The 22639-nt window shown below is 69.0% G+C and carries 20 protein-coding genes; 9 read left to right on the forward strand and 11 right to left on the reverse strand.

From position 1 onward, the window contains the following. Together plsB and ACP93_RS16150 are read left to right on the forward strand one after the other, a co-directional pair. On the forward strand, positions 1-2564 hold a 2564-nt coding region (gene plsB, locus ACP93_RS16145; RefSeq protein ID WP_048491738.1), incomplete at its 5' end, for a glycerol-3-phosphate 1-O-acyltransferase PlsB. A gap of 250 nt (positions 2565-2814) precedes the next feature. After that, positions 2815-3663, forward strand: coding sequence for a DUF2884 family protein (locus tag ACP93_RS16150; protein WP_048491693.1), 849 nt, complete (start codon positions 2815-2817; stop codon positions 3661-3663). A gap of 87 nt (positions 3664-3750) precedes the next feature. Here ACP93_RS16150 and ACP93_RS16155 read toward each other — a convergent pair whose 3' ends face one another. Beyond that, a complete protein-coding gene (locus tag ACP93_RS16155) occupies positions 3751-4329 on the reverse strand; it encodes a DUF488 domain-containing protein (protein ID WP_048491694.1) in 579 nt (192 codons plus the stop codon). After that, positions 4326-4529, reverse strand: a complete 204-nt coding sequence (locus ACP93_RS16160) for a YdcH family protein (RefSeq protein WP_017908896.1) — start codon at positions 4527-4529, stop codon at positions 4326-4328. Before ACP93_RS16160 ends, ACP93_RS16155 begins: the two co-directional genes overlap by 4 nt. A gap of 164 nt (positions 4530-4693) precedes the next feature. On the opposite strand from ACP93_RS16160, the gene bamE reads away from it, so the two are divergent. Continuing rightward, positions 4694-5272 (forward strand): outer membrane protein assembly factor BamE domain-containing protein, encoded by a 579-nt coding sequence (gene bamE, locus ACP93_RS16165; RefSeq protein WP_048491695.1) that lies wholly within the window; start codon positions 4694-4696, stop codon positions 5270-5272. 144 nt (positions 5273-5416) lie between these two features. Here the strand turns inward: bamE and ACP93_RS16170 are convergent, their stop codons facing one another. From ACP93_RS16170 to ACP93_RS16180, 3 genes are all read right to left on the reverse strand, one after another. Next, positions 5417-6808: an XVIPCD domain-containing protein gene (locus ACP93_RS16170; protein ID WP_048491696.1), complete on the reverse strand. Its 1392-nt coding sequence runs from the start codon at positions 6806-6808 to the stop codon at positions 5417-5419. An 11-nt stretch (positions 6809-6819) separates the two neighbouring features. Then, positions 6820-7446, reverse strand: a complete 627-nt coding sequence (locus tag ACP93_RS16175; protein WP_228136073.1) for a hypothetical protein — start codon at positions 7444-7446, stop codon at positions 6820-6822. A 124-nt stretch (positions 7447-7570) separates the two neighbouring features. Next, a complete protein-coding gene (locus ACP93_RS16180; RefSeq protein WP_048491697.1) occupies positions 7571-8134 on the reverse strand; it encodes a DUF6891 domain-containing protein in 564 nt (187 codons plus the stop codon). A 141-nt stretch (positions 8135-8275) separates the two neighbouring features. On the opposite strand from ACP93_RS16180, the gene ACP93_RS16185 reads away from it, so the two are divergent. Then, positions 8276-8545, forward strand: a complete 270-nt coding sequence (locus ACP93_RS16185) for a hypothetical protein (protein WP_048491698.1) — start codon at positions 8276-8278, stop codon at positions 8543-8545. A 184-nt stretch (positions 8546-8729) separates the two neighbouring features. Here the strand turns inward: ACP93_RS16185 and ACP93_RS16190 are convergent, their stop codons facing one another. The 5 genes from ACP93_RS16190 to ACP93_RS16205 all read right to left on the reverse strand — a co-directional run bounded on the left by ACP93_RS16190 (position 8730) and on the right by ACP93_RS16205 (position 15519). Beyond that, positions 8730-10934: a methyl-accepting chemotaxis protein gene (locus tag ACP93_RS16190; RefSeq protein WP_053069781.1), complete on the reverse strand. Its 2205-nt coding sequence runs from the start codon at positions 10932-10934 to the stop codon at positions 8730-8732. Between the two features lie 550 nt (positions 10935-11484). Beyond that, entirely contained in the window at positions 11485-13077 is a 1593-nt protein-coding gene (locus ACP93_RS16195) for a choice-of-anchor Q domain-containing protein (protein ID WP_082143508.1), read from the reverse strand. 287 nt (positions 13078-13364) lie between these two features. Further along, positions 13365-14915: a cryptochrome/photolyase family protein gene (locus tag ACP93_RS16200; protein WP_048491699.1), complete on the reverse strand. Its 1551-nt coding sequence runs from the start codon at positions 14913-14915 to the stop codon at positions 13365-13367. A 49-nt stretch (positions 14916-14964) separates the two neighbouring features. After that, complete coding sequence (locus tag ACP93_RS21315) at positions 14965-15129, reverse strand: DUF2256 domain-containing protein (RefSeq protein ID WP_082143509.1); 165 nt, start codon at positions 15127-15129, stop codon at positions 14965-14967. Between the two features lie 27 nt (positions 15130-15156). Then, positions 15157-15519 (reverse strand): VOC family protein, encoded by a 363-nt coding sequence (locus ACP93_RS16205; protein WP_048491700.1) that lies wholly within the window; start codon positions 15517-15519, stop codon positions 15157-15159. Between the two features lie 153 nt (positions 15520-15672). Between ACP93_RS16205 and ACP93_RS16210 the strand changes: the two genes are divergently transcribed. From ACP93_RS16210 to ACP93_RS16230, 5 genes are all read left to right on the forward strand, one after another. Further along, positions 15673-16209 (forward strand): DUF2199 domain-containing protein, encoded by a 537-nt coding sequence (locus ACP93_RS16210; protein WP_048491701.1) that lies wholly within the window; start codon positions 15673-15675, stop codon positions 16207-16209. 358 nt (positions 16210-16567) lie between these two features. Further along, on the forward strand, positions 16568-16840 hold the full coding sequence (locus ACP93_RS16215; RefSeq protein ID WP_228136074.1) for a hypothetical protein: 273 nt from the start codon (positions 16568-16570) through the stop codon (positions 16838-16840). Between the two features lie 55 nt (positions 16841-16895). Continuing rightward, the gene (gene ttcA, locus ACP93_RS16220; protein ID WP_048491702.1) at positions 16896-17765 is read left to right on the forward strand and encodes a tRNA 2-thiocytidine(32) synthetase TtcA; all 870 of its coding nucleotides are present in this window, start codon (positions 16896-16898) and stop codon (positions 17763-17765) included. 112 nt (positions 17766-17877) lie between these two features. Continuing rightward, positions 17878-18783: a recombination-associated protein RdgC gene (locus ACP93_RS16225; RefSeq protein WP_048491703.1), complete on the forward strand. Its 906-nt coding sequence runs from the start codon at positions 17878-17880 to the stop codon at positions 18781-18783. Positions 18784-18850: 67 nt separating this feature from the next. Next, the gene (locus ACP93_RS16230) at positions 18851-19642 is read left to right on the forward strand and encodes a M48 family metallopeptidase (protein ID WP_048491704.1); all 792 of its coding nucleotides are present in this window, start codon (positions 18851-18853) and stop codon (positions 19640-19642) included. A 731-nt stretch (positions 19643-20373) separates the two neighbouring features. Here ACP93_RS16230 and ACP93_RS16235 read toward each other — a convergent pair. After that, positions 20374-22569 (reverse strand): methyl-accepting chemotaxis protein, encoded by a 2196-nt coding sequence (locus ACP93_RS16235; RefSeq protein WP_048491705.1) that lies wholly within the window; start codon positions 22567-22569, stop codon positions 20374-20376. Positions 22570-22639: the final 70 nt, after the last annotated feature.

The raw sequence follows: 22639 nt of genomic DNA on the forward strand, positions 1-22639 counted from the left end.
GCGCTTCCCCCTCCTCGACCTCTGCTCCCTCCCCCCTGCCGGTGGCGGCGACCGCCGCACGCCAGGCCAAGGGACCGCTGTGGGCGCGCCTGCTCGGCCGTCTGGCCGACCCCTGGCTGGGCCTGAAGATCGAGCCGGCCGAGCCCGGCCAGTACAACGACGGCCGCCCGGTGGTGTACGTGCTGGAGGACTACGGCCTGTCCAACGCGCTGATCCTGGACAAGGCCTGCCGCGAATCCGGCCTGCCCTCGCCGCTGGTGCCGCTGCCCGGCGACCCGCTCGGGCGCAAGCGCGCCTACCTGGCGCTGTCCCGGCGCAGCAGCAACCACGCCCTGCTGCCGGAGCAGCGCGGCGCCAAGACCCACTCCGATTCGCTGGCCAAGCTGCTGCAGGCGCACCGCGAGCGCCCGGACCTGGACATCCACCTGGTGCCGGTGTCGATCTTCGTCGGCCGCGCCCCGGACAAGCAGAGCGGCTGGTTCGCCGTGCTGTTCTCGGAAAACTGGGCGCTGGTGGGCAGCTTCCGGCGCCTGCTCGGCGTGCTGCTCAACGGCCGCAGCACCATCGTGCGCTTCGCCCCGCCGGTGTCGATGCGGCAGACGGTGGAGGAAGGGCTGCCGCCCGAGCGCACCGTGCGCAAGCTGCAGCGCGTGCTGCGCACCCATTTCCGGCGCATCCGCGAGGCGGTGATCGGCCCGGACCTGTCGACCCGGCGCCTGCTGGTGGACCAGGTGCTGGCCGCCGAGCCGGTGCGCGAGGCGATCGCCGCGCAGGCCAAGCGCGACAACAGCAAGCCGGTGGACGCCTGGCGCAAGGCGCATGCCTATGCCTGGGAGATCGCCGCCGACTACTCCAGCCCGGTGGTGCGCTCGGCCAGCTTCCTGCTGACCCACGTCTGGAACCGCATCTACGCCGGCGTGCTGGTCCACCACCTGGACAAGCTCAAGGACGCCGCGCCCGGGCACGAAGTGATCTACGTGCCCAGCCACCGCAGCCACATGGACTATCTGCTGCTGTCCTACCTGCTGTACGAGCGCGGCATCGTGCCGCCGCACATCGTGGCCGGCATCAACCTCAATCTGCCGGTGGTCGGCACCCTGCTGCGCAAGGGCGGCGCGTTCTTCATCCGCCGCTCGATCAAGGGCAACGCGCTGTACTCGGCGGTGCTCAGCGAGTACGTGGCGCAGCTGGTGGCCGGCGGCTACTCGATCGAATACTTCATCGAAGGCGGCCGCTCGCGCACCGGCCGGCTGCTGCAGCCCAAGGGCGGTATGATCGCGATGACGTTGCGCGCGTTCCTGCGCCAGCCGCGCAAGCCGGTGCTGTTCCAGCCGATCTACGTCGGCTACGAAAAGCTGATGGAGGGCAACAGCTACCTCGACGAACTCAGCGGCCGGCCCAAGGAGAAGGAATCGATCTGGGCGCTGCTGTGGGGCATCCCCAAGGTGCTCAAGCAGAACTACGGCCAGGTGGTGGTGAACTTCGGCGAACCGATCCCGCTGAGCCAGGTGCTGGCGCAGCGCGCGCCGGAATGGGACGGCCGGCCGCTGGGCGAGGACGAGAAGCCGGCCTGGTTGAACGGCACCGTCGATGCGCTGGCGCAGCAGATCCAGGTGCACATCAACGCCGCCGCCGACGTCAATCCGGTCAACCTGCTGGCACTGGCGCTGCTGTCCACGCCCAAGCACGCCATGGGCGAGGCCGACCTGATCGCGCAGATCGAACTGTGCAAGAAGCTGCTGGCAGAACTGCCGTACTCGGACCGGGTCACGGTGACCCCGCACTCGCCCGAGCGCATCATCGCCCACGCCGAAGAGATCAATGTGCTCACCCGCACGCCGCACCCGCTGGGCGACGTGCTCAGCGTCAACGGCGACAACGCGGTGCTGCTGAGCTACTTCCGCAACAACGTGCTGCACCTGTTCACCGCCTCCTCGTGGGTGGCCTGCTGCTTCCAGAACAACCGCCGCATGAGCCGCGCCGGCCTGCTGCGGCTGGGCCGCACCGTGTACCCGTTCCTGCAGTCGGAACTGTTCCTGCCGTGGAGCGAGGACCAGTTCGCCGAGCGCATCGAACGCACCATCGAGGTGTTCGTGCGCGAAGGCCTGCTGCTGCAGCTCAACGAGGACGACGGCAGCGTGCTGGCGCGCAACACCGGCCAGACCGACGAAGTGTTCCGCCTGCGCGCCATCGGCCACTCGCTGCAACAGGCGTTCGAGCGCTATTACATCGCCATCTCGGTGCTGGTGAAGAACGGCCCGGGCAAGCTCGGCGCCGGCGAACTGGAGAGCCTGTGCCAGCAGGCCGCGCAACGCCTGAGCCTGCTGTACGCACCGGCCGCGCCGGAATTCTTCGACAAGACCCTGTTCCGGGGCTTCATCCAGAAACTGCGCGAACTGAAGTTGGTGTGGCCGGACGAGAACAGCAAACTGGTGTTCGACGAGCGGCTGGATGCGTGGGCGAAGGACGCCAAGTTCATTCTTGGCCGTGAGCTGCGCCACACCATCGAGCGGGTCAGCCCGGAAGCGGCGAAGGTGGAGGAGCCGCCGGTACCGCAGGATTGAGGCGGAGGTGCTGCACCTGCAGTCGTGACGCGGTGAGATCCTGGCGCGTGGCGACGCGCTGAACACGAGGGCGCCCTTCTATCACGACGGCGCGGCGCGTGGCGACGCGCCAAACATGAAGGCGCCCGCTGTCACTGCGGCGCGGCACAGTGACTTCCGACACGCGACCGCGGGCCGGCGCCGCCGCGAGCATGCCCGGAATTCCCCGATATGGGTTCCGGCGATGCGCACAGCTCCTTTCTTCGCTCTGTTGCTGCTCGCCGCCTCCAGCGGAACCGCGTTGGCCGACCAGGGCGATGACAGCGACGGCAGCAAGCGCGATCATCGGCCGCAGGTGTCCTCGCGCCAGTGCGGCCTGAGCACGCCGTTCAACGTGCTCGCCGACAGCGGCGGCATCTGGCTGACCCGCAGCGATGGCGAGGGGCCGCGCGAGATCTTCTTCCATGCCGGCGAACTGAGCGTGGATCATCGGGTGCAGCAGATCGGCGATGCCGATGCGCAGCGGCTGCTGGAGATGGAACGCGAGACGCGCGCGCTGATGCCGCAGGTGACCGACCTCTCGCACGAGGTGGTCGATCTCAGCTACGACGTGCTCGGCTCGGTCGTGGAGATGCTGACCGGCAGCGCCGGCAATGCGCGCAAGATCGAACGCCTGCGCACGCGCGCCAACACCTATGTCGACGGCACGCTCGGCCAGGGGCGCTGGGACCAGGAGGCGTTCGACGACCGGTTCGAGGACTATGTCGAGACGCAGGTGGAGGGCTTCGTGAGCAGCATCACCCGTCACGTGCTCTGGCAGGTCGTGACCGGCCGCGCGGAGGCCATCGGCGAACGCGCCGACCGCATGGATGCCGCCCTGGAGGCACGACTGGATGCGCGCAGCAAGGGCATCGAGCGCAAGGCCGAGGCGCTGTGCGCGCGCGTGACGCGGCTGGACCAGCTGCAGCAGGCGCTGGAGTACCGCTACCGCGGCCAGCCCCTGCGCCTGCTCGCCGCCACCCAGGACGGAGCGAACGGGCAGAAGACCACTACGCTCGTCAGCACCGACGATACGCCGCGCAGCAACGCGGTCGCGGTGCCGTCGGTCCCGCAGGATTGAGCCTGACGCCGCCGTGCGTGTTGCGCTCCGCGGGGAATCGAAGAACGCGCAGGACACCCTGACGCCCTGCGACCACGGCGACGCGGCTCAGGCGTCGAACAGATCCCCGGTGCGCGGGCCGGCATCGGCGGCCTCGGGCGGATAGATCAACTGCCCCTGCGCATCGCTGCGTGCGGCCGGATTCAACGTGGCCGGCTCCCTACGGGCGACATCGATCAGATGCACCACCGGATGGCCATGGTGCAGCAGGTGGTCGCAGATGATCTGGCGGTGGCACTGGCGCCAGTAGGCCTCGGCGCACATGACCGCGCAGGCGCCGTTGTCGCCGAAGGCCTGCAACTCGGTCAGCGCGTCGGCGAATTCGGCGCCAAGTGCGTAGTCGGCGTAGTTGTGGAAGCTGACGCTGCGCCAGTGGCCATTGCGCTGCGGATCGACGCCCGGCTGCTTGCCGCGGCGCCCGCCCAGGGCGCGAAAATGCCGGTAGGCGATGCCCGCGGCGGCCAGCGCCGGCGCCAGCGCGCTGCCGTCGAACTGTGGGAACCGCCGCGAATACGGAAACGCGCGTACGTCGGCCAGGTGGGTGACGCCCGCGTCCTGCAGGATCTGCAGGAAGGTCTCCAGGCTGCGCGTGGAATGGCCGACGCTGAAGAAGGTCGCCGCGCTCACGCCGGTTCGTCGGGAATCAGCAGATGCTCCAGGCGCAGGATGCAGTCCTTCAGTTGCAGCTTGCGCTTCTTCAGCCGCTTGGCTTCCAGCTCGTCGTCCAGATTGGCCGGGATGCGCTGCAGCTGTTCGTCGAGCGCGCGGTGCTCGCGACGCAGGGCGTCGATGCGCAGGGAGATCTCGGCGGGCGTCAGGGTGTCCACGAGGTTCGAGCATACACAGGCCACCGGTCCGCCGTCACCGTGCAGCGCGCCGCTATGCCCGGCGCAGGCCAGGCGGCACAATGCGCGCGGGGGCCGCGGCGGAGGCGGCCTCCTCCCACCCTCGTGCCACCCGCGGCAGGATCGCCGCGCCGAAAGGAGTCAGCATGCGTTCGTTCCGTTCCCCGTTCGTTCTCGCCCTCGCCCTGGCGGTGGCCCTGCCGCACCTGGCCGCGGCGGCCGATCCCAAGTTCTCCGGCTTCCTGTGCTGCAACATGCGCAGCGACGGCAGCTGGATCAGCGACAGCAACTACGCCGAAGACGGCAAGCGGGTGATCCCGGCCGGCACGCCGGTGCAGGTGACCGGCTACGGCCGCTATCGGGTCAATGTGCTGATCGACGGCAAGAAGCAGTCGATCGGCAACGACTACAGCCGCGACTTGGGCAACGAGGCGTTCGCCCAGCGCTACGTGGTCGCGCAGGATCCCACGCTGAAGCTGGCGGCCTACCCGCCGAAGATCCGCGAGGCGATCGCCGCCAACCGCGTGACCAAGGGCATGACCCGCGAACAGGTGCTGATGGCGCTGGGCTATCCGATCAGCAGCGAGAACCCGAGCCTCGACGCACCGCTGTGGCGCTACTGGCTCGACAGCTTCAACGAGTTCCAGGTGTCCTTCGACGGTACCGGCAAGGTCGAGAAGGTCACCGCCGATCCGAAGACCCAGAACCTGGTCTGGCAGCCGTAATCCCGGCGCGACGCCACGCGCCATAGCGCCGCGCTTCCGCCTCGGCGGAGGTCGCGCGAAGCGCATGCCATGGCCGCGGCCTGCCGGGACCATGGCACAACGCAACGGCAGCGGGCGCTGGGCGCGTCCCGCCGGCCACTGTGCTCAGCGGCTCAGCACCTGCGGCGGATCGCTCCGCGTCGGGCCCTGTTGCGAGGCCTGCAGCGCCTGTTCCTGCTCCTGCGCCTGGCGCTGCGCCAGGCCCTGCTGCGCTCCCAGTTGCTGCAGCTGCTGGTAGGTTTCCTGGGCCGGCCGCGCGATCGCCTCGCTGGTCGGCATGTGCGCGCGGTTGGCGTAGGGATCGGGCGAGACATCGCCGCCGTTGCGGTACACGAACGCCAGTTCGCCGCCCTGGTGAGCGGCGGTGGGCCGGTTGAAGCCCACCGACAGTTGGTCGCGCTCGCTGAAGCCGTTCTGCCTGGCCAACAGGGTCAGGCTGGCGGTCATGCGCTCGCTGTTGTCGTCCCAGCCCTTGCCGATTGCCTGTTCCGCTTGCGACACGCCATCGCGCACCCGGTCGTGCAGGGCACGGTCGGCGGCACCCGGCGCGGCGGCTGGCTCGCCGGCACGCGGCGCAGGCGGCTGCGCCTGCGGCTCGGGCTTCGGTGCCGGCGCGGGCGCCGGTGCGGGACCGTCGCGGAATCCTGCCGGCAGCAGGTCGCGCGGCACCTGCGCGGCATCGATGCCGACCGCCTTCAGGTCGGCATGCACCGCCGGCGGCGTGCGCTCGGGGTGCTGCGCCTGCGCACGGTCCTCGGCGTTGGCGATCTGCGCCAGCGCGCGCTCGCCGTAGTTCTGCGGATAGCCGCGCGCGTCGTAGAACAGCTTGCCCATCGCCTCCACGTTGCGGGGGTTGTCGGCGTCGATCTTCAGATCCTTGCCGAAGCTCAGCCCGTCCCTGGCGGTGTAGGTGGCCTTGCTGCCCACGCCCTGCTTGTCGATGTAGCTCGCCATCTCGCTGCTGGCGTTGTACAGGTCCTTCAGCGTGGCCTTGGGGTTGTTGCGGGTGACGTAGTCGGCCAGCGTGTTGACCCCGGCGATCTCGTCCTTGGCCTCGCGGGTGCGCTGCTCCTGCCCGTAGGCCTGGAGCGTGGCGGTGTAGTCGTGCGGCGAGGGCGACGCGGCGATGCCGTCGACCTTGGCGGCGAACGCGGCGTTGCTGCGGTCGATGGCCGCCTTGTTGATCGCATGGCCGATTTCGTGGCCCAGCACGATGCGGGCGGTGTTGGCCGAGTCGTCGCGCGGCGCGTTCATCTTGGCCGTACCGAGCACGTCCATGGGCAACTCGATCTGCCCGGTGCGCGGGCTGTACGAGCCGGTGCCCGCTTCGGGGCTGGGCGCGAAGCCGGACACCTGGCCCTGCGCGACCGCCTGTTCCACGCGTGAGCGCAATTCCGGCGTGTTGTCCAGCATCTGCCGCAGCGCCTGGCCTTCCTTGGGATGCGCCTGCGCGAAGGTGTCGACCATGCCCTTCAGGCGTTCGTCGTCGTGTGCCATCTCCGCGCTCCTTATGCGTCGACCAGAATCTGCAGCATCTCCACACACGCCTGTGCGTCGTGTTCGCCGGCGTCCTTGCCGACGAAGGCGTACACGGTCACCGCGCCGCGCTCGAAATGCCAGCGGCCCGCACTGCCCTGACGCGGCGGCGCGATCCAGCGCGGCACGAAGCCGGCCGCGACCAGCGCCTGCCGATACCCGGCCAGCGACTGCGTGCATTGCGTGGGCGCCGCGCCCGGGGCGGGCGTGAAGCGCAGGTCCAGCCGCGACGGCGGTACAGCGTCGGCATCGGCGACCGATTCCAGCGTATAGCCGCCACCGCCGGCCAGCGTACCGGAGGCGCTGAACGCATGCCCGCCCTCGTCCTCGACCTGCACGCCGGTCTGCGCGGCGACCTGCGCGCCGGCCAGATCCTGCTTGCCGCCGATCGCCAGGATCAGCCGTACTACGCCTTGTGTCAGTTGCTCTGGCGTCATCTCCGCCATGGCCCGCTCCTTGTCTGCAGGGGTGATCGAGGGGGAAGAGGAATGCGCGCCGGCACAGGCGGCCAGCAACGCGGTGGCCAGCAGCAGGGCCGCACGCGGCGCCAGGCGCGGACCGGTCCAGCGCCGCGCCGCGCGGCGACTGCGGGGAAACATCTGCTCCATCAAGCGCATCTCCATCGAATGCCTGCCGCACACCGCGGTGCGGCGGGCAGGACCCGGATTGTAGCCAGCGGACCCGCGACGCGCAGCCCGCCGCAGCGCCTCGCGTCAGCGAGCATCAATCCCAGTCGAAACGGCGTTGCCAAACGAAGGCCGGCAGATCGAGACGCTTGCGCGGCGTGCCGTCCCAGTCCACGGTGAAGCCGGCCTCACGCAACGCCGCCGCGACCTGCTGGCCGACCGCCAGATCCGCCTCCTCGCGTCCGTCGAGATCGCCGAACGCCAGCATCAGCCCGGCGCCATCGATGGCGCGCTCCATGTCCTGACCGTGATAGAAGCAGTAACCGTGATAGCGCCGGTCCGGCGCGTCGGTCACCGCCTGGTTCACTTCCACATGACCGTCGGACATGGTGTAGCCGGCATTGGCCAGCGCGCAGATGCCTGACTCGTGCAGTTGCTCGAATAGCGCATCGAGCCGGTCGCAATCGGTCTGCGCCGGCCAGGTCTGTTCCGCCTGCTGCTTGGCCTGCCACTGGCTGGCGACCGAGGCCCGCAGCATCGCCTCGTCGCAGTCGTCTTCCAGGATGTCCTCGATCATCTCCTGGATCTCGTCCTGGGAGTAGAACCCGGACCAGACCCATTTGCGGATCTCGTCGTACACGTAGGCATCGGATTCGTTCACGGTCGCTCCTGCGGTCTTCGGCGCATGCCGCGCGCACTGTAGCAGGGCCGTCGATCTGCTCTACGCGTTCATCGTGACGCTGCTGTCGCTGCCGACCCTGGGATTAGACTGATGCGGGATCTTTCCAGGGATCAACGCCTGATGAGGACCGTCTTCGGCTGGCTGTTGCTCGTGTCCGGCGGTTGGGTACTGGGCGCCGTTCTGAACGAACTCGCATCGCGTCACGGCCTGATCGCGCTGGCCCACGATCGCCGTGGCGAATGGTCCGCCGTGACGACACCCATCATCGCGAGTGTTGGCGTGTTGTTGAGTTACTGCGGTGAGCGTTGGCTGATCCTGAAGCACACCTGCAGGCCATGGCACGTCGCCGGCGCTGCCGTTCTGGTGGTGATCTCTCATTCTGTTGGCTGACGTGGCGCTTCCACCACGCCGTCTGATGATAGACGTTCAACCGCCCACAGCGTGGCGCCGGCGGAGCCGTCGCGGACCACGATTCCACGCTGCGAACGTACGCCGTGCCCCCTTCTCCCCGGGGAACCCGGGGAGAAGCGTGGCGAGCGCGCTGCGGTCAGCAGCGCGCGCCGTCTCTGCGTCCTTAGCAGGCGTGTTCGACCAGTAACGGCGCCACTTGACGCGGACCACGCCGGGAGGTCGAGGGACCGGCCGTGCCCAAGGACTTGGCCTGGCGCCGCGCCGCCAGGTCCCCGCTGCCGCCGGACAGGACGAATACCTTCACCGCTTCGCTGAGCTGGATCGCCTGCTCCTCCATCGCCTGCGCCGCCGCCGAGGCTTCTTCCACCAGGGCGGCGTTCTGCTGGGTGGCCTGGTCCATGTGGGTGATGGTCTGGGTGACCTGTTCGATGCCGCTCGACTGCTCCTGCGAAGCGGCCGAGATCTCGGCCATGAAATCGGTCACGCGCTGCACGCTGACGACGATCTCGTGCATGGTGCTGCCGGCGCTGTTGACCAGCAGCGAGCCGGCGTCCACCTTGCTCACCGAGTCGTCGATCAGCTGCTTGATCTCCTTGGCGGCCTCGGCCGAGCGCTGCGCCAGCACCCGCACTTCGCTGGCGACCACGGCAAACCCGCGGCCCTGCTCGCCGGCGCGCGCCGCCTCCACCGCGGCGTTGAGCGCGAGGATGTTGGTCTGGAAGGCGATGCCGTCGATCACGCCGATGATGTCGGCGATCCGCCTGGACGAGGTCTGGATGCCGTTCATCGTGTCGATGACCTGGGCCACCACCGCGCCGCCCTGCGACGCCACCGCGGTCGCGCCGATGGCCAGCTGATTGGCCTGGCTGGCGCGTTCGGCGTTCTGGCGCACGGTGGAGGTGAGCTCCTCCATCGAGGCGGCGGTTTCCTCCAGGCTGGCGGCCTGCTGCTCGGTGCGGCGCGACAGATCGGCGTTGCCGGCGGCGATCTCGCCGGCGGCGCCGGTGATCTGCCCGGACGCATGCTGGATGCGGCCGACGATCCCGGTCAGCTGGGCCACGGTGGCATCGGCATCCTCGCGCATCTGCGCGAACACGCCCTGGAACTGCCCCTCCATGCGCGTGGTCAGGTCGCCGCTCGCGATGTCCTGCAGCAGCCTGGACAGCGCCTGCAGATTGCCGTCGGTGGTCGCCATCAACCGGTTCAACCCCTCGACCATGTCGCGGAAGTCGTACTGGAAGCGCGCGGTGTCGCCGCGCACGGCGAAGTCGCCGGCGGCCGCGGCATCGACCAGTTGCCCGATCTCGGCATTCATCGCCGACAGGTTGCGCTTGACCTGGTCCATGGTCTCGGTGAGCGCGGCCTGCTCGCCGGGCAGGCGATCCATGTCCTGCGACAGGTCGCCGATCGCATAGCGTCCCATGATCTCCAGCAGGCGCTGCTGGAGGCTCACGTGCATGTCCAGCAACGCATTGCTCTCCCGCACCATGCGCGCGTACTCGCCGGGAAACGCGTGCTCGTCCATGCGCTGGCTGACGTCGCCGCGCTCGTGGTGCCTGGCCACCTGCGATTGCGCCGCCATCACCGCCTGCAGCTGCGCCTGCATGCGGTCCATGCTGGTCAACAGGCGGCCGGTCTCGTCCTTGGGCTGCGGCGGGATCCGATGGTCCAGCCGGCCCTGGGCGATGGATTCGGCGATTTCGGTCGCGCGCCCGAGCGGCCCGGCCAGGCTGCGCGTGATCAGCACGCTCAAGGTCGCGCCGCGCACCGCCGCCAGCAGGCCGAACCCGATCAAGGCACGATTGCTGAACACCAGGGCCGCCTGGATCTGCTCGGAACTGAGCGCGTTCTGCCGGATCTGCAGATCGACCGCGTTCTGGATCACCTCCACGCGCCGCGCCAGCAACGGCGCGGCATCGCCGTACAGCAGTTGCCTGGCCGCCTCGATCTCGCCGGAACTGGCCAACGCCAATACCCGGCTGTTGACCGAGCGTGCGGCCGCCTGCGCGGCATGGATCTCCTTGCGCATGGCCAGACCTTCCGGCGTGCCCGGCAGCGCGTCCAGAGCCTTGCGGCGGCGGTCGTTGTCGGCGCGGATCTCCTGGATCTTGGCGGCGATGGCCGGACGCTTGTCGGCCGGCGAAAGCATCATGTCGCGCAGGTACCGCTCCGCGCTCATATTGTTGCGCAGCATGGTGTACAGCAGGCCGGTCTTCTGATTGTTTTCGTGGACGATCTTGTCGACCGCCTGGCGCACAGTGTGGAACTGGTAGAGCGCCAAGGTAGAGGACGCGCCAAGCAGCACGATCAGCAGGCCGAACGACAGCGCAAGGCGCTGACTCACCTTGAAGGAGTGGAAGAAGTGCATCGGGGGACTCGCGAGGGGGGGTACCTCTATCGGTATCGGCGTCGCGAACTTGACCCCAAGCGAGCGACCCAGGTCCCAAATCTGGAAAGTCGCATGCACAGACGTGGCCGGCGCCGCGCCATCGCGCGGCACCGCCGATGCCCACGAAAGAAGATACGCCACCGTATTGCCCGCGGCGCGCGCGGCAGGCTCGAACGACGTTGTTGGCGCACGCTGCAACGCGCGTCCTGCCTGCAACGATGAGGACTGTGCGGCGTCGGCCGCCGCCTGACGGACGTCGGCAGGCGCAGCGGACAGGGTGCGGCGCATGCCGAGCACACGATCGCTCGGCGTGGGGCCGCATGCGGCACGGACTGGTCTGCGACCCACACCAGCGCGGTGCGGCACCACGGCACCATCGCGCCGCCCGGTGCCGCATTGCCGGATCTAAGCATCGCCGCGGGAAGCGGCGGCGCCGCACGCTCTCCTTATCCCGGCGACGGACGCGCGGTCGCACCGGCCAGGCCGGCGCGACCACGCATTGGCGTGCAGCTAACGACGGCCAGCCGAATTACTTGACCTCCACCGCGCCGAGATCGCACACGCTGGTAGTGCGGGGATTGCCGCGCTGATCGATGGCCGTGCAGTTGCTGCCGGCGTTCAGCGCGGGGCTATTGGCCGCAGGCAGTTGGGTGAGGGTCGGTCCGCCGTTGTTCGCGGGGGCCGACAGCAGCGGATCGGCCGCTTTCACGTTGCCCGCGGCCAGACAAGCGTTCGGCCAGACCGCGCCCTTGGCCGAGTACTCGATCAGGTTGTTGCCGGTGTTGTTCTGGTTGTTGCAGAACACACGCTCGGTCTTGGAATACAGAATGCTGTTGCGGAGGTCGAACCTGTCGCCGAACAGCGTCACCCACGGCGTGTTCTCGGCGAAGGTGACGTTGTTGAAGCGCACGCTGGGGCTGCCCTGGTCGCCGTTGGCCGGCTGCCAGCCGACATGCTGGATGGCCGCGCCCACGCCTTTCGCAGAGTTGCCATAGAAGGTGCTGTTGCTGACATCGCAGGCGCCGTAGCAATCCAGGTACAGCGCGCCGGCGTTGCCCTGTTGCGCCTTGTTGGACAGGAAGCTGGTCTCGGCGACGGTGATGGTGCCCGGCGTGGTGATGGCGGTGCCGGCATGCGAGGTGTCGGTGAAGCCCATGCTAATGCGCGCGCCGCCGCCCGGGCCGCCGGTGGCGACGTTGTTGGCGAAGGTCGAGTACTTCACGTCGATGGTGTCCGGCGCGTACGCCCACAGCGTGGCGCCGCCGGAGCCGTTGGCGGCGACATTGTTGCGGACCACGGTGCCGCACATCGCCAGCGTGCCGCCACTGCCGACGCCGCCCTTGAGATAGCCGGCCAGCGACGCGCCATCGGTGTCGATCGCGCCGCCACCACCAAAGTTGCCGGCATCGGGGAAGCCTTGCGGGGCGTTGATCGCCTGGTTGTTGGCGAATTCCGAGCCGACGATGGTCAGCCGGCTGAGCTGGGTATACAGCGCGCCGCCGAGCCAGGAGCTGTTCTTGTAGAAGCCGCTGCGGACGATGGTCACCTCGGCGTCGCTGCCGGCGAAGATGGCGCCGCCGCCAATGCTGCTGCGGTTGGCCAGGAACTGGCTGTTGATGACTTCCAGCTTGCCGCGGTAGCCGACCTTGATCGCGCCGCCGCCCCAGGTGCCCGGATCGTAGGACTGGTTCGATGCCGGCTGCACCGAGCTGCCGTTCTGCAGTTTCAGGTTGCGTACCGACAGTGCGCTGCCGGCGTTGACCAGCAGGATCCGGGCGGACTGACGCCCATCCAGGGTGATCTTGCCCTGGCCGTCGATCACGGTGGGTGTCGCCGCCGCGATGGTGATCGAACGGGCGACCGCGATGCTCGTCGGCTTGGCGCCGCAATTGAAGGTGATGTAGCCGCCTTGCGCGGCGGCGCTGGCCAGCGCGCCGGCGTTGCAACTGGCCTGCGTGCCGTTGCCGACCACGGTGGCCGCGGTCGGAAGCGCCCAGGCCTGCGGCACGCTGCATTGTGGCGCCGCGGGGACGGCGGCGATCGCCATGGCGGCGGTCATCAGGGCGATAACACCAGCAGCATGCGCGCTGGCTTTCAGGGAACGCGTCGTGGTCATGATCATGCTCGATAGGGTTGCGGGGGAAACAACACGACGCGCGACCGTCATGCGACTGTCATCCACGTCGTTGACACCTCGAGTGCAACCGGCAGCCTGCGCCGACCGGCGGCATAGGGTGCTTGAGCGCGCGTCGATCGACCAGAACGCAGGTAACAGATCGCGCGATTGCGTATCCATCGCATGCGACAACGGACCGATGCGCGGCGCGCGGCACGGTTGGGGTGCGTCGCAGGGCACGTTCCTGCATCGCATCTGACCGCTGTAGATGCGCCTGAGGCACCGCGACCGCGTTAGAGCGTGTCCAGGCGTCCGCGCAGGTCTTGCGCATGCGCGCGCAAGGCTTGCAACTGCGCCGCCGGCAGCTTGCCGAGTTGGCGGTAGACCATGTCCAGGCGGCGATTGCGGCCCAGCGTGTCCTGGTGCCGCGCGAAGAAGTCCCAGTACAGCGCGTTGTACGGACAGGCACGCGCGCCGGTCTTCTGCTTGCGGTCGTAGCGGCAGCCCTGGCAATAGTCGCTCATGCGGTCGATGTAGGCCGCGCTGCTGACGTAGGGCTTGGTCGCGAGCAGGCCGCCATCGGCGAACTGGCTCATGCCCACCGTGTTGGGCAGTTCGACCCATTCGAACGCGTCGATGTAGACGCCCAGGTACCAGCGGTGCACCGCCGCCGGGTCCAGGCCGGCGAGCAGGGCGAAGTTGCCGATCACCATGAGCCGCTGGATATGGTGCGCGTACGCATCCTGCAGGGACTGGCCGATGGCGTGCTGCAGGCAGCGCATGTGCGTGTCGCCGGTCCAGAACCAGGCCGGCAGCGGCGTGTCGTGGCCGAGCGCATTGCGCGCGGCGTAGCCGGGCATGTGCGCCCAGTAGATGCCGCGCACGTACTCGCGCCAGCCCAGGATCTGCCGCACGAAGCCCTCCACCGCCGCCAGGGGCGCGGCACCCGCGCCGTAGGCCGCCAGCGCGCGCTGCACCACTTCCTGCGGCCGCAGCATCTTGGTGTTGAGGGCGAAGGAGAGCTGCGAATGGAACAGGCGCGGACTGCGCGTGCTCATCGCGTCTTCGTAACGGCCGAAGTGCGGCAGGGCGTCGGCGATGAAACGATCGAGGCAAGCCAACGCCTCGGCGCGGTTCAGCGGCCAGCGCAGCGCCTCTGCCTGCGGTTGACCGAAGCTGGCGACGCCGGCGGCCTGGATGCTGGCCCATAGCGCGCGGTGATCGTGGGTCGGGCGCGCATCCGGCGGCGGCGGCGGATCGCCGGGCCAGGGCTGGCGATTGTCGTGGTCGTAGTTCCACTGCCCGCCCTCGGGCGTGCCGTCATTCGCCAGCAGGATCCGGTGGCGCTTGCGCATGTGCCGGTAGAAGTGCTCCATCAACCACTGTCCACGCCCGCGGAAGAAATCCGCCAGCTCGCCGCGACGGGTGTAGAAGTGCGCGCTGTCCACCGCCTCGGTGGCGAAGGCCTGTGTTGTGCCCCACTGCCGCAGCTGCTGGTCCAGGCGCCATTCGTCGGGGTCCTGGTACTGCAGGCACTGCGCACCGTAGAGCGCCATCAGCGCAGCGAGATTGGCGGGGATGGACTGGCGGTTGCTGGCGTCGTCGATCGCCACGTAGCGTACGCGGTGGCCCGCCGTCCGCAGCTGGCGGGCGAAATCGCGCATGGCGGCGAAGACGGCGAGGATCTTCTGCGCATGGTGCAGGACGTAGTCGGTCTCCTGCCGCACTTCCATCAGCACGTAGACCACACCGGGATCGCGCACGTCGAACCAGGCATGGTCGGGATCGAGCTGGTCGCCGAGCACCAGGCGCAGGGCGTGGGCAGTGGGCTGCATCGAGCTCATGCAGCGCGGCAGGCGTGCAGCCACGCGAGGTGACGCAACGCGCTTCGGCTCATGGCGGCCCCGGCGCGCGCACGCGCTTGCGTTCGCCACGGCAGCGGTCGGAACAATACTTCACCTCGTCCCAGACCTTCTCCCACTTCTTGCGCCAACGGAACGGCCGGCCGCAGTGCAGGCAGGGCTTTTCCGGCAACTCGTGTTTCTTGCGCATGCCCATCCGCGGCTCGCTCAGGCGCGCCGTCGCTTACGGCTGCGCCGGCCACTCGCGGAACACCACGCAGACCGTAGTGGGGTCCAGCATCGCGAACTCGCGTGCGCCCCACGGCTTGAGCGCCACGGTGCGGGCATTGGGATGCAGCCACTGCGGCGCACGTGCGGACAACTCCGCGTAGATGGCGTCGACGCTGTCGGTTTCGATGCCCAGTTCCGGCCGGTCCTTGGCCGCCCATTCGGCATTTTCCACCAGATAGGCCTTGGCGCCGTCGCGCGCGATCACCGCCATCGTGGCGTCCTGGTACAGCACCTGGAAGCCGAGACCATCGACGAAGAAGGCCAGCCCGTCCTCCATGCGCGCGTAGAAGATCTTGGGAATGAGGTTCTTGAACATGGGGCGACCGCTGCGTCCGTGACCAGCGGCCAGTGTAGCTGCACGCTCCCGGCGCGGCATGACCGCGAAAGACGGCGGCGCCGGATGCGCGCGGAGGCCGGCAGCACCCGCGCGGCAGCTACACTGGTCCGCCTCTTTCCCACCTCTGCCCCCATGCCATTCCGCTTCACCTGCAGTGCCTGCGATCAGGTCCACGAAGGCATGCCCGGCTTCAGCGTGGCAGCGCCGCTGAGTTATGCGCTGATCCCCGAGGAACAGCGCGCCACCCGCTGCGACCTGGGCTCGGACGATTGCGTGATCGACGAGACGCATTTCTTCGTCCGCGGCTGCATCGAGATTCCCGTGCACGGGCACACCGAGCCGTTCTCCTGGGGCGTGTGGGTCTCGCTCAGCGAAGCCAGCTATCTGCAGTGGGTGCAGTGTTTCGATCAGCCGCAGCGCGCGCACGTCGGACCGTTCTTCGGCTGGCTGAACTCGCGCCTGTCGCCGTATCCGGACACCGCCGGCCTCAAGACCCGGGTACATCTGCGCGACGACGGCATCCGCCCGTGGATCGAACTGGAGGCGACCGCGCATCCGCTCGCGGTCGAACAGCGCGACGGCATCTCCGAACAGCGGGTGGCCGAACTGTATGCGCTGATGATGCACACACCCATCTCCGTTGCGGCGGACCCGGACACGACGCCATGACGCTGTCGACGGTGTGGGTATTCTGCGGCCCGCGTGCAGCGTTTCCGTCCGGGGTGTTCCGGACCAAGGCGGACGCGGAGGCGTGGATCCGCGCGCAGCGCCTCAGCGGTACGCTGACTGAGTACCCGGTCGGCGTCGGCGCTTACGAGTGGGCGGTGTCCGAAGGCGCGTTCCGACCGAGCACGCCGAACAGCGTGCGCCAGCCTTCATCCAGTCCTTTTCCAGCGCTGCGCAGCCGCATCAGCACTACGAAAATGGCGTGTAGTCTCCTAGCGCGAGGCTGTGCGGGCGCACCGCATGCGCGAAGCGGTGATGCGGCATACCGCATAGGCACTGCCCCCAGGAATCGGAGCAGCACATGGGCTATGAGTATCGTCTGACGTTTGCCGGCGCCGATCCGGCAAAGGTCCGGCATGCCATCGGCCAGCTGCCGGGCCTGGAAGATGCCGAGTCACGCGATGCCGGCGCCACCACCGCGCCGGCACGACCGATGCCGGACGCGATGATGTGGTGCATCGCCGATGGCCTGCTCTTCTGCGCGAACACCAGCGAGGGGCTGCGCTGCCTAGGTACCGTCATCGCCCGCCTGACCGGCACGTTCGGGACGGTCGAGGTGGCGGAGTTGGAGTGACCTGCAACGCCGCCTGCGCGGTGCCGCGCCAGCCGCGCCGACTACACTACCGCCGATGATCTCTCCCTCGCCCCTGCCGCAACCGCTCGCCGAGCCCGCACTGCCTGCCTCCAGCAACCCCGCAGCGCTAGGCAAGCGCCTGTGCCGGCAGGTCGGCCAGGCGATCGCCGATTTCGGCATGATCGGCGCCGGCGACAAGGTGATGGTGTGCCTGTCCGGCGGCAAGGACAGCTACACCCTGCTGGACATCCTGCTGCAGCTGCAGCGCAAGGCGCCGGTGCCGTTCGAGCTGGTGGCGGTGAACCTGGACCAGAAGCAGCCCGGCTTCCCGGCCGACGTGCTGCCAACCTACCTGCGCCAGCGCGGCGTGCCCTGGCATGTGATCGAGCAGGACACCTATTCGGTGGTCACCCGCGTGGTGCCCGAGGGCAAGACCCTGTGTTCGCTGTGCTCGCGGCTGCGCCGAGGCGCGCTGTACCGTTACGCTGCCGAGCACGGCATCACCAAGATCGCGCTGGGGCACCATCGGGACGACATCGTCGCCACTTTCTTCATGAACCTGTTCTTCCACGCCAAGCTGGCGGCGATGGCGCCGGTACTGCGCAGCGACGATGGCCGCCACGTGGTGATCCGGCCGCTGGCCTATGTGCGCGAGGACGACATCGCCGCCTACGCGCAGGCACAGGCCTTCCCGCTGATCCCGTGCACGCTCTGCGGCAGCCAGGAGACCCTGCAGCGCCGCCAGGTCGGGCAACTGCTGCAGCAGTGGGATCGGGAGCACCCGGGACGGGTGGAGCAGATCGCCCGGGCGCTGGGCAACGTGCATCCGGCGCAGCTGGCCGACCGCACGCTGTTCGATTTCGCCGCACTCGGCGGCGCGGCCACGGCCGCGGCCAGTGCCTGGGCGGACGACGCGCCGGGCTGATCCACCTCGCTGAACCGCCCGATGCGGTACCCGGGCGGGCACGATGCGACAATGGCCGCCGCTCCCCGGCGCACGCCGCCGGACCGTTCCGTTTCCTTCAGCTGGATGCTCGATGTTCTTTCGCAATCTGACCCTGTTCCGCTTCCCCACCACGCTCGATTTCTCCGAGGTCGAAAAGCTCCTGCCGGAGGCCCAGCTCAAATCGGTCGGCCCGCTGGAAATGAGCTCGCGCGGCTTCATCTCCCCGTTCGGTCGCGACGAGCAGGAAGCGCTCTCGCACCGCATCGCCGAGTTCCTGTGGCTGACCGTCGGCGGCGAGGACAAGATCCTGCCCGGCTCGGTGGTCAACGACCTGCTCGCGCGCAAGGTCGCCGAGATCGAGGAGAAGGAAGGCCGGCGCCCCGGCGGCCGCGCGCGCAAGCGGCTGAAGGACGACCTGATCCACGAGCTGCTGCCGCGCGCCTTCGTCAAGTCCTCGCGCACCGATGCCATGCTCGACCTGCAGCACGGCTACGTCGCGGTGGACACTTCCAGCCGCAAGACCGGCGAGAACGTGATGTCGGAGATCCGCGGCCTGCTCGGCAGCTTCCCGGCGCTGCCGCTGAACGCGGAAGTGGCACCGCGCTCGATCCTCACCGGCTGGATCGCCGGCGAACCTTTGCCCGAAGGCCTGAGCCTGGGCGAAGAGTGCGAGATGAAGGATCCGATCGAAGGCGGCGCGGTGGTCAAGTGCCAGCACCAGGAACTGCGCTGCGACGAGATCGACAAGCACCTGGAGGCCGGCAAGCAGGTCACCAAGCTGGCGCTGGTGCTCGACGACCACGTGTCCTTCGTGCTCGGCGACGACCTGGTGATCCGCAAGCTGAAGTTCCTCGACGGCGCGCTGGACCAGCTCGAGCACGCCGACCAGGACGGCGTGCGCGCCGAACTGGACGCGCGCTTCGCGCTGATGAGCGCCGAAGTGCGGCGGCTGTTCCTGTTGCTGGAAGAGGCGCTGAAGCTGAGCAAGGCCGACTGATGCCGCAGCGGAAGCGGCCGCACACGGCTGTCACCGTGTACACGCGCCCGGGCGGTATGCTGTGCGCATGCCCGATCTGCTCCGTCGCCTGATCGCGCCGCCCCCGGCGGCCGTCGAACGCGACCTCGTCCGCTTCCGGCTGGACGAGCGCGAGGTCGAGGTGCTGCGCGTGCGCGACCCGCGCGCGCGGCGCATCAAGCTCAGCGTGGACGAACGCGGCGCACGCCTGACCTTGCCGTTGCGCGCCAGCCTGATCGCCGGCGAGCGCTTCCTGCTGGAAAACCGGCAATGGCTGGCGCAGCAGCTCTCGCGCTATGTCGCCGCCGAGACGCTGACGCCGCTGCGGCCGGGCGAAGCCGGCGAACTGCCGCTGCGTGGGCAGTCGCTGCCGGTGGCCTGGCACGACGCCCGCTACGCGCGCATCGAGGTCGCCGATGGCGTGGCCCATCTGCACCTGCCGCCGCGCGGCGGCGATGCGGCGCTACGCCGCGCGCTGCGCGATTTCTACGAGGCCCAGGCGCGCGCCGACGTCGGCCGCTGGCTGCCGCACTACCTGCCGTCGCTGCCGCGTGCCCCGCGCGCGGTGCGCTACAAGGTGATGTCCTCGCAGTGGGGCTCGCTGGCACCCGACGGCAGCATGGCGCTGCATCTGGCCTTGGTGCTGGGGCGGCCCTCGGCGTTCGAGTACGTGCTGGTGCACGAGCTCTGCCACCTGATCCAGGCCAACCACTCGCCGGCGTTCTGGCACGAAGTGGAAGCGCGCTTCCCCGACTGGCGCGCCGAGCGCACCTGGTTCCACCAGCACGGCCGCCAGCTCAAGGCGCATCTGCGCTGGCTGCTGCGTCCGGATCGCGACTGAAGCGCGCATCCACGAACGGTGGGAAACGCACCGTAGGAGCGGCTTCAGCCGCGACGGGCGTTCTCGGTAAAGCCCGTCGCGGCTGAAGCCGCTCCTACCGGACAAGCTGCACACGCCAGGCTTGGGCGAAGCACGTTCTTCGAAGTGCCCTGAAGACCCTGCGGCCGTTGTAAGCCCGGACCGCGGCTGAACACCGAACATCGCGGTGCGATCGGCGCCGGCGGCAAGGGTGCGGTTGGGTAGCGAATCGGGCAAGCATGCTGCGCTGCGGCACGAGATGGCGCGAGCGGGGAGCGAACAAGGGGGATAAAGACTGCGAGTGGGCAGCGCCGCTGCGGACGCATCGCAATGTGTTGGCCCAGCGCTGCGGAAGCAGAACTCCATGCAGCGCCCGGTAGGCCCCCTCTCCTCCCGCCTACCGCAAATCAGGCGCGTCCTCCGGCGCCAGCGAGGCGGTACGGTCCGAGCGGCGCTACGCCGGCATGTCAGGACGCCGGGATCGAGCCGCGAACACAGGACGTATCGCGTCTACGCCTGTTGACGGCAGGCGTGGGCGCAACTTAAGCGAAAATTTTTCTACACACAAGCTTCACGTTGGGTGTGTAGGGAACACACCTACATGGCTGTCCGCAGGTCCCTGACGCCTGCACCTCTGGCTTGGCGACGGAAGACCTGCGCGGCGCTGCACGCGCGGCGCATGGGGCATCCCATCCTTCCAGAACGCTTCTGCGTCAGGCACTGCGTGCGTAGTCGAAACCGGCCGGCGCAGGCTGGATCGCCAGCACCGGCAATTGGTTCTCCGCGGGCAGGACCGACGATGCCGCGCCGGCTAGGCGGAACACCGCCACCGCCTCGCTCAGGCTGCCGGCCTGCTGCTCCAACGCACGCGACGCGGCGGTGGCCTGCTCCACCAGCGCCAGGTTCTGCTGGGTGCTGCGGTCCATCTGCGCCATCGCCTGGCCGACTTCGTCGATGCCGGCGGCCTGCTCCTGCGAGGCCGCCGCGATCCCCGCCATCAACGCATTGACCTCGCTCACCGAAGTCATTACGCGGCCCATGGTGCGGCCGGCGTCGTGCACCTGCGCCGAGGCCACGGCCACTTGGTCCACCGACGCCTCGATCAGGCGCTTGATTTCCTTGGCCGCGTCGGCCAAGCGCTGCGCCAACGCCCGCACCTCGCTGGCGACCACGGCGAAGCCGCGGCCCTGTTCGCCCGCACGCGCGGCCTCCACCGCGGCATTGAGCGCCAGGATGTTGGTCTGGAAGGCGATGCCGTCGATCACCCCGATGATCTCGCCGATCTTGCGCGACGCCGCTTCCACGCCCTGCATCGCACCGACCGCCGCATCGATCGAGACGCCGCCGTGGCCGGCCACCGTCGCCGCGGCATCGGCCAGCTGGTTGGCATGGTGCGCATGCGTGGCGTTCTGGCGCACGGTCTCGGTCAGGCGCGCCGCCGCCCGGGCGGTGCGCTCCAGCGTGCCGGCCTGTTCGGCGCTGCGTTGCGACAGGTCCTGGTGGCCGCCGGCGATGGCGCCGGCCTCGGCATCGATCGCCGCAGCCGCGTGCTGGATGCCGGCCACGATCGCCGCCAGTTGGTCGGCGCTGGTGTTGGCGTCGTCGCGCATGTCGGCGAACACGCCACGGAAATCGCCATGCATGCGCACGCCGAGGTCGCCGCTGGCGATGGCGCGCAGCAACCCGGACAACTCGCCCAGGTTGCCGTCCACCGTCGCCATCAGCTGGTTGAGGCTCTCGAGCATGATGCGGAAATCGTGCTGGTGCGCGCCCAGGTCGGCGCGTGCGCTGAAGTCGCCGGCCGCGGCGGCCTCGGCGAGATGCCAGATGTCGCGGCTGAGCGTGCCGAGGTTGGCCTTGATCGCATCCATCGCCTCGGAGATCGCGGCCTGCTCGCCGGGCAGGCGCGGCATGTCCTCGCGGAGGTCGCCGATGGCATAGCGCCGCATCAGCGCCACCATCGACTGCGCCGTGCCCACATGCAGGTCGACCAGCGCATTGGCGTCGCGCAGCAGCTGGCCGTAGTCGCCCGGGAACGCCACCGCATCGCCGCGACAGGCGATGGCGCCGTCGGCATGCTGTTGCGCCATTTTCCGCTGCTCGGCCAGCACCGCGCGCAGTTGGCTCTGCATGGTCTGCATGCTGCGCAGCAGGTCGGCGGCCTCGTCGTTGCCCTGTGCAGGCACCACGGCGTCCAGCTGGCCGGCGGCGATCGCCGCAGCAACGCGGGTGCCCTCGCGTAGCGGCCGTACCAGGCTCTGAGTGATGCACCAGCCCAACCAGGCGCTGACCGCCAGCAACAGGCCGCCGCCGAGCAGCAGCAGCCAGCGCGCGCGGGCCATGGTGGTCACCGCCTGCGCGTAGGAGCCGTCGCTGAGCGTGCGCAGGTGCGCGGCATTGCGCTGGATCGCCTGTTGCCACTGCACCAGCAGCGGCTGCAGGGTGTACAGATGCAGGGTCTGCGCATCCAGGTTCTGGTTGTCTGCGGCCAGGGCCAGCACCTGCGACTGGAACGGCTGCACCTGCGTGTAGGCCGTGTCGATCGCCGCGCGCAACTGTGCGCCGGTACGGTCGGCCGGGTCCAGACGCAGCGCGAACAGTTTGCCCCGCGCCTGCGCGTAGTCGCGCTGGGCGTCGCCGATGGCGCGCACCACCGCCTGCTTCTCGTCGGGATTGGTCAGGATGACGTCGTTGAGCAGGCCGATCTCCAGCCGCGCCTGCGCCGCGACCATGGCGTTGGACAGGCGGATCTTCTCCATCTTGTCCAGGGCGATGTCGTCGAGCTGATGCCGCGCCAGCGCCATCGACGCCAGGCTGGCCACGATCAGGGCACCGCAGATCAACAGCAGGGCAGCGAAGGCGAAGGTCAGGCGCGGGCCGACCCGGTAGCGGCGAAGGAGGCGGATCATGGAAGCGCGGCGTCAGGGCGAAAGGTGCGCGCTACGCTGTGCGTCGAAGTTTTCCGAAACGCGACGGCAC

The sequence above is a fragment of the Xanthomonas sp. NCPPB 1128 genome (genome assembly GCF_001043115.1).
Lineage (GTDB): Bacteria > Pseudomonadota > Gammaproteobacteria > Xanthomonadales > Xanthomonadaceae > Xanthomonas_A.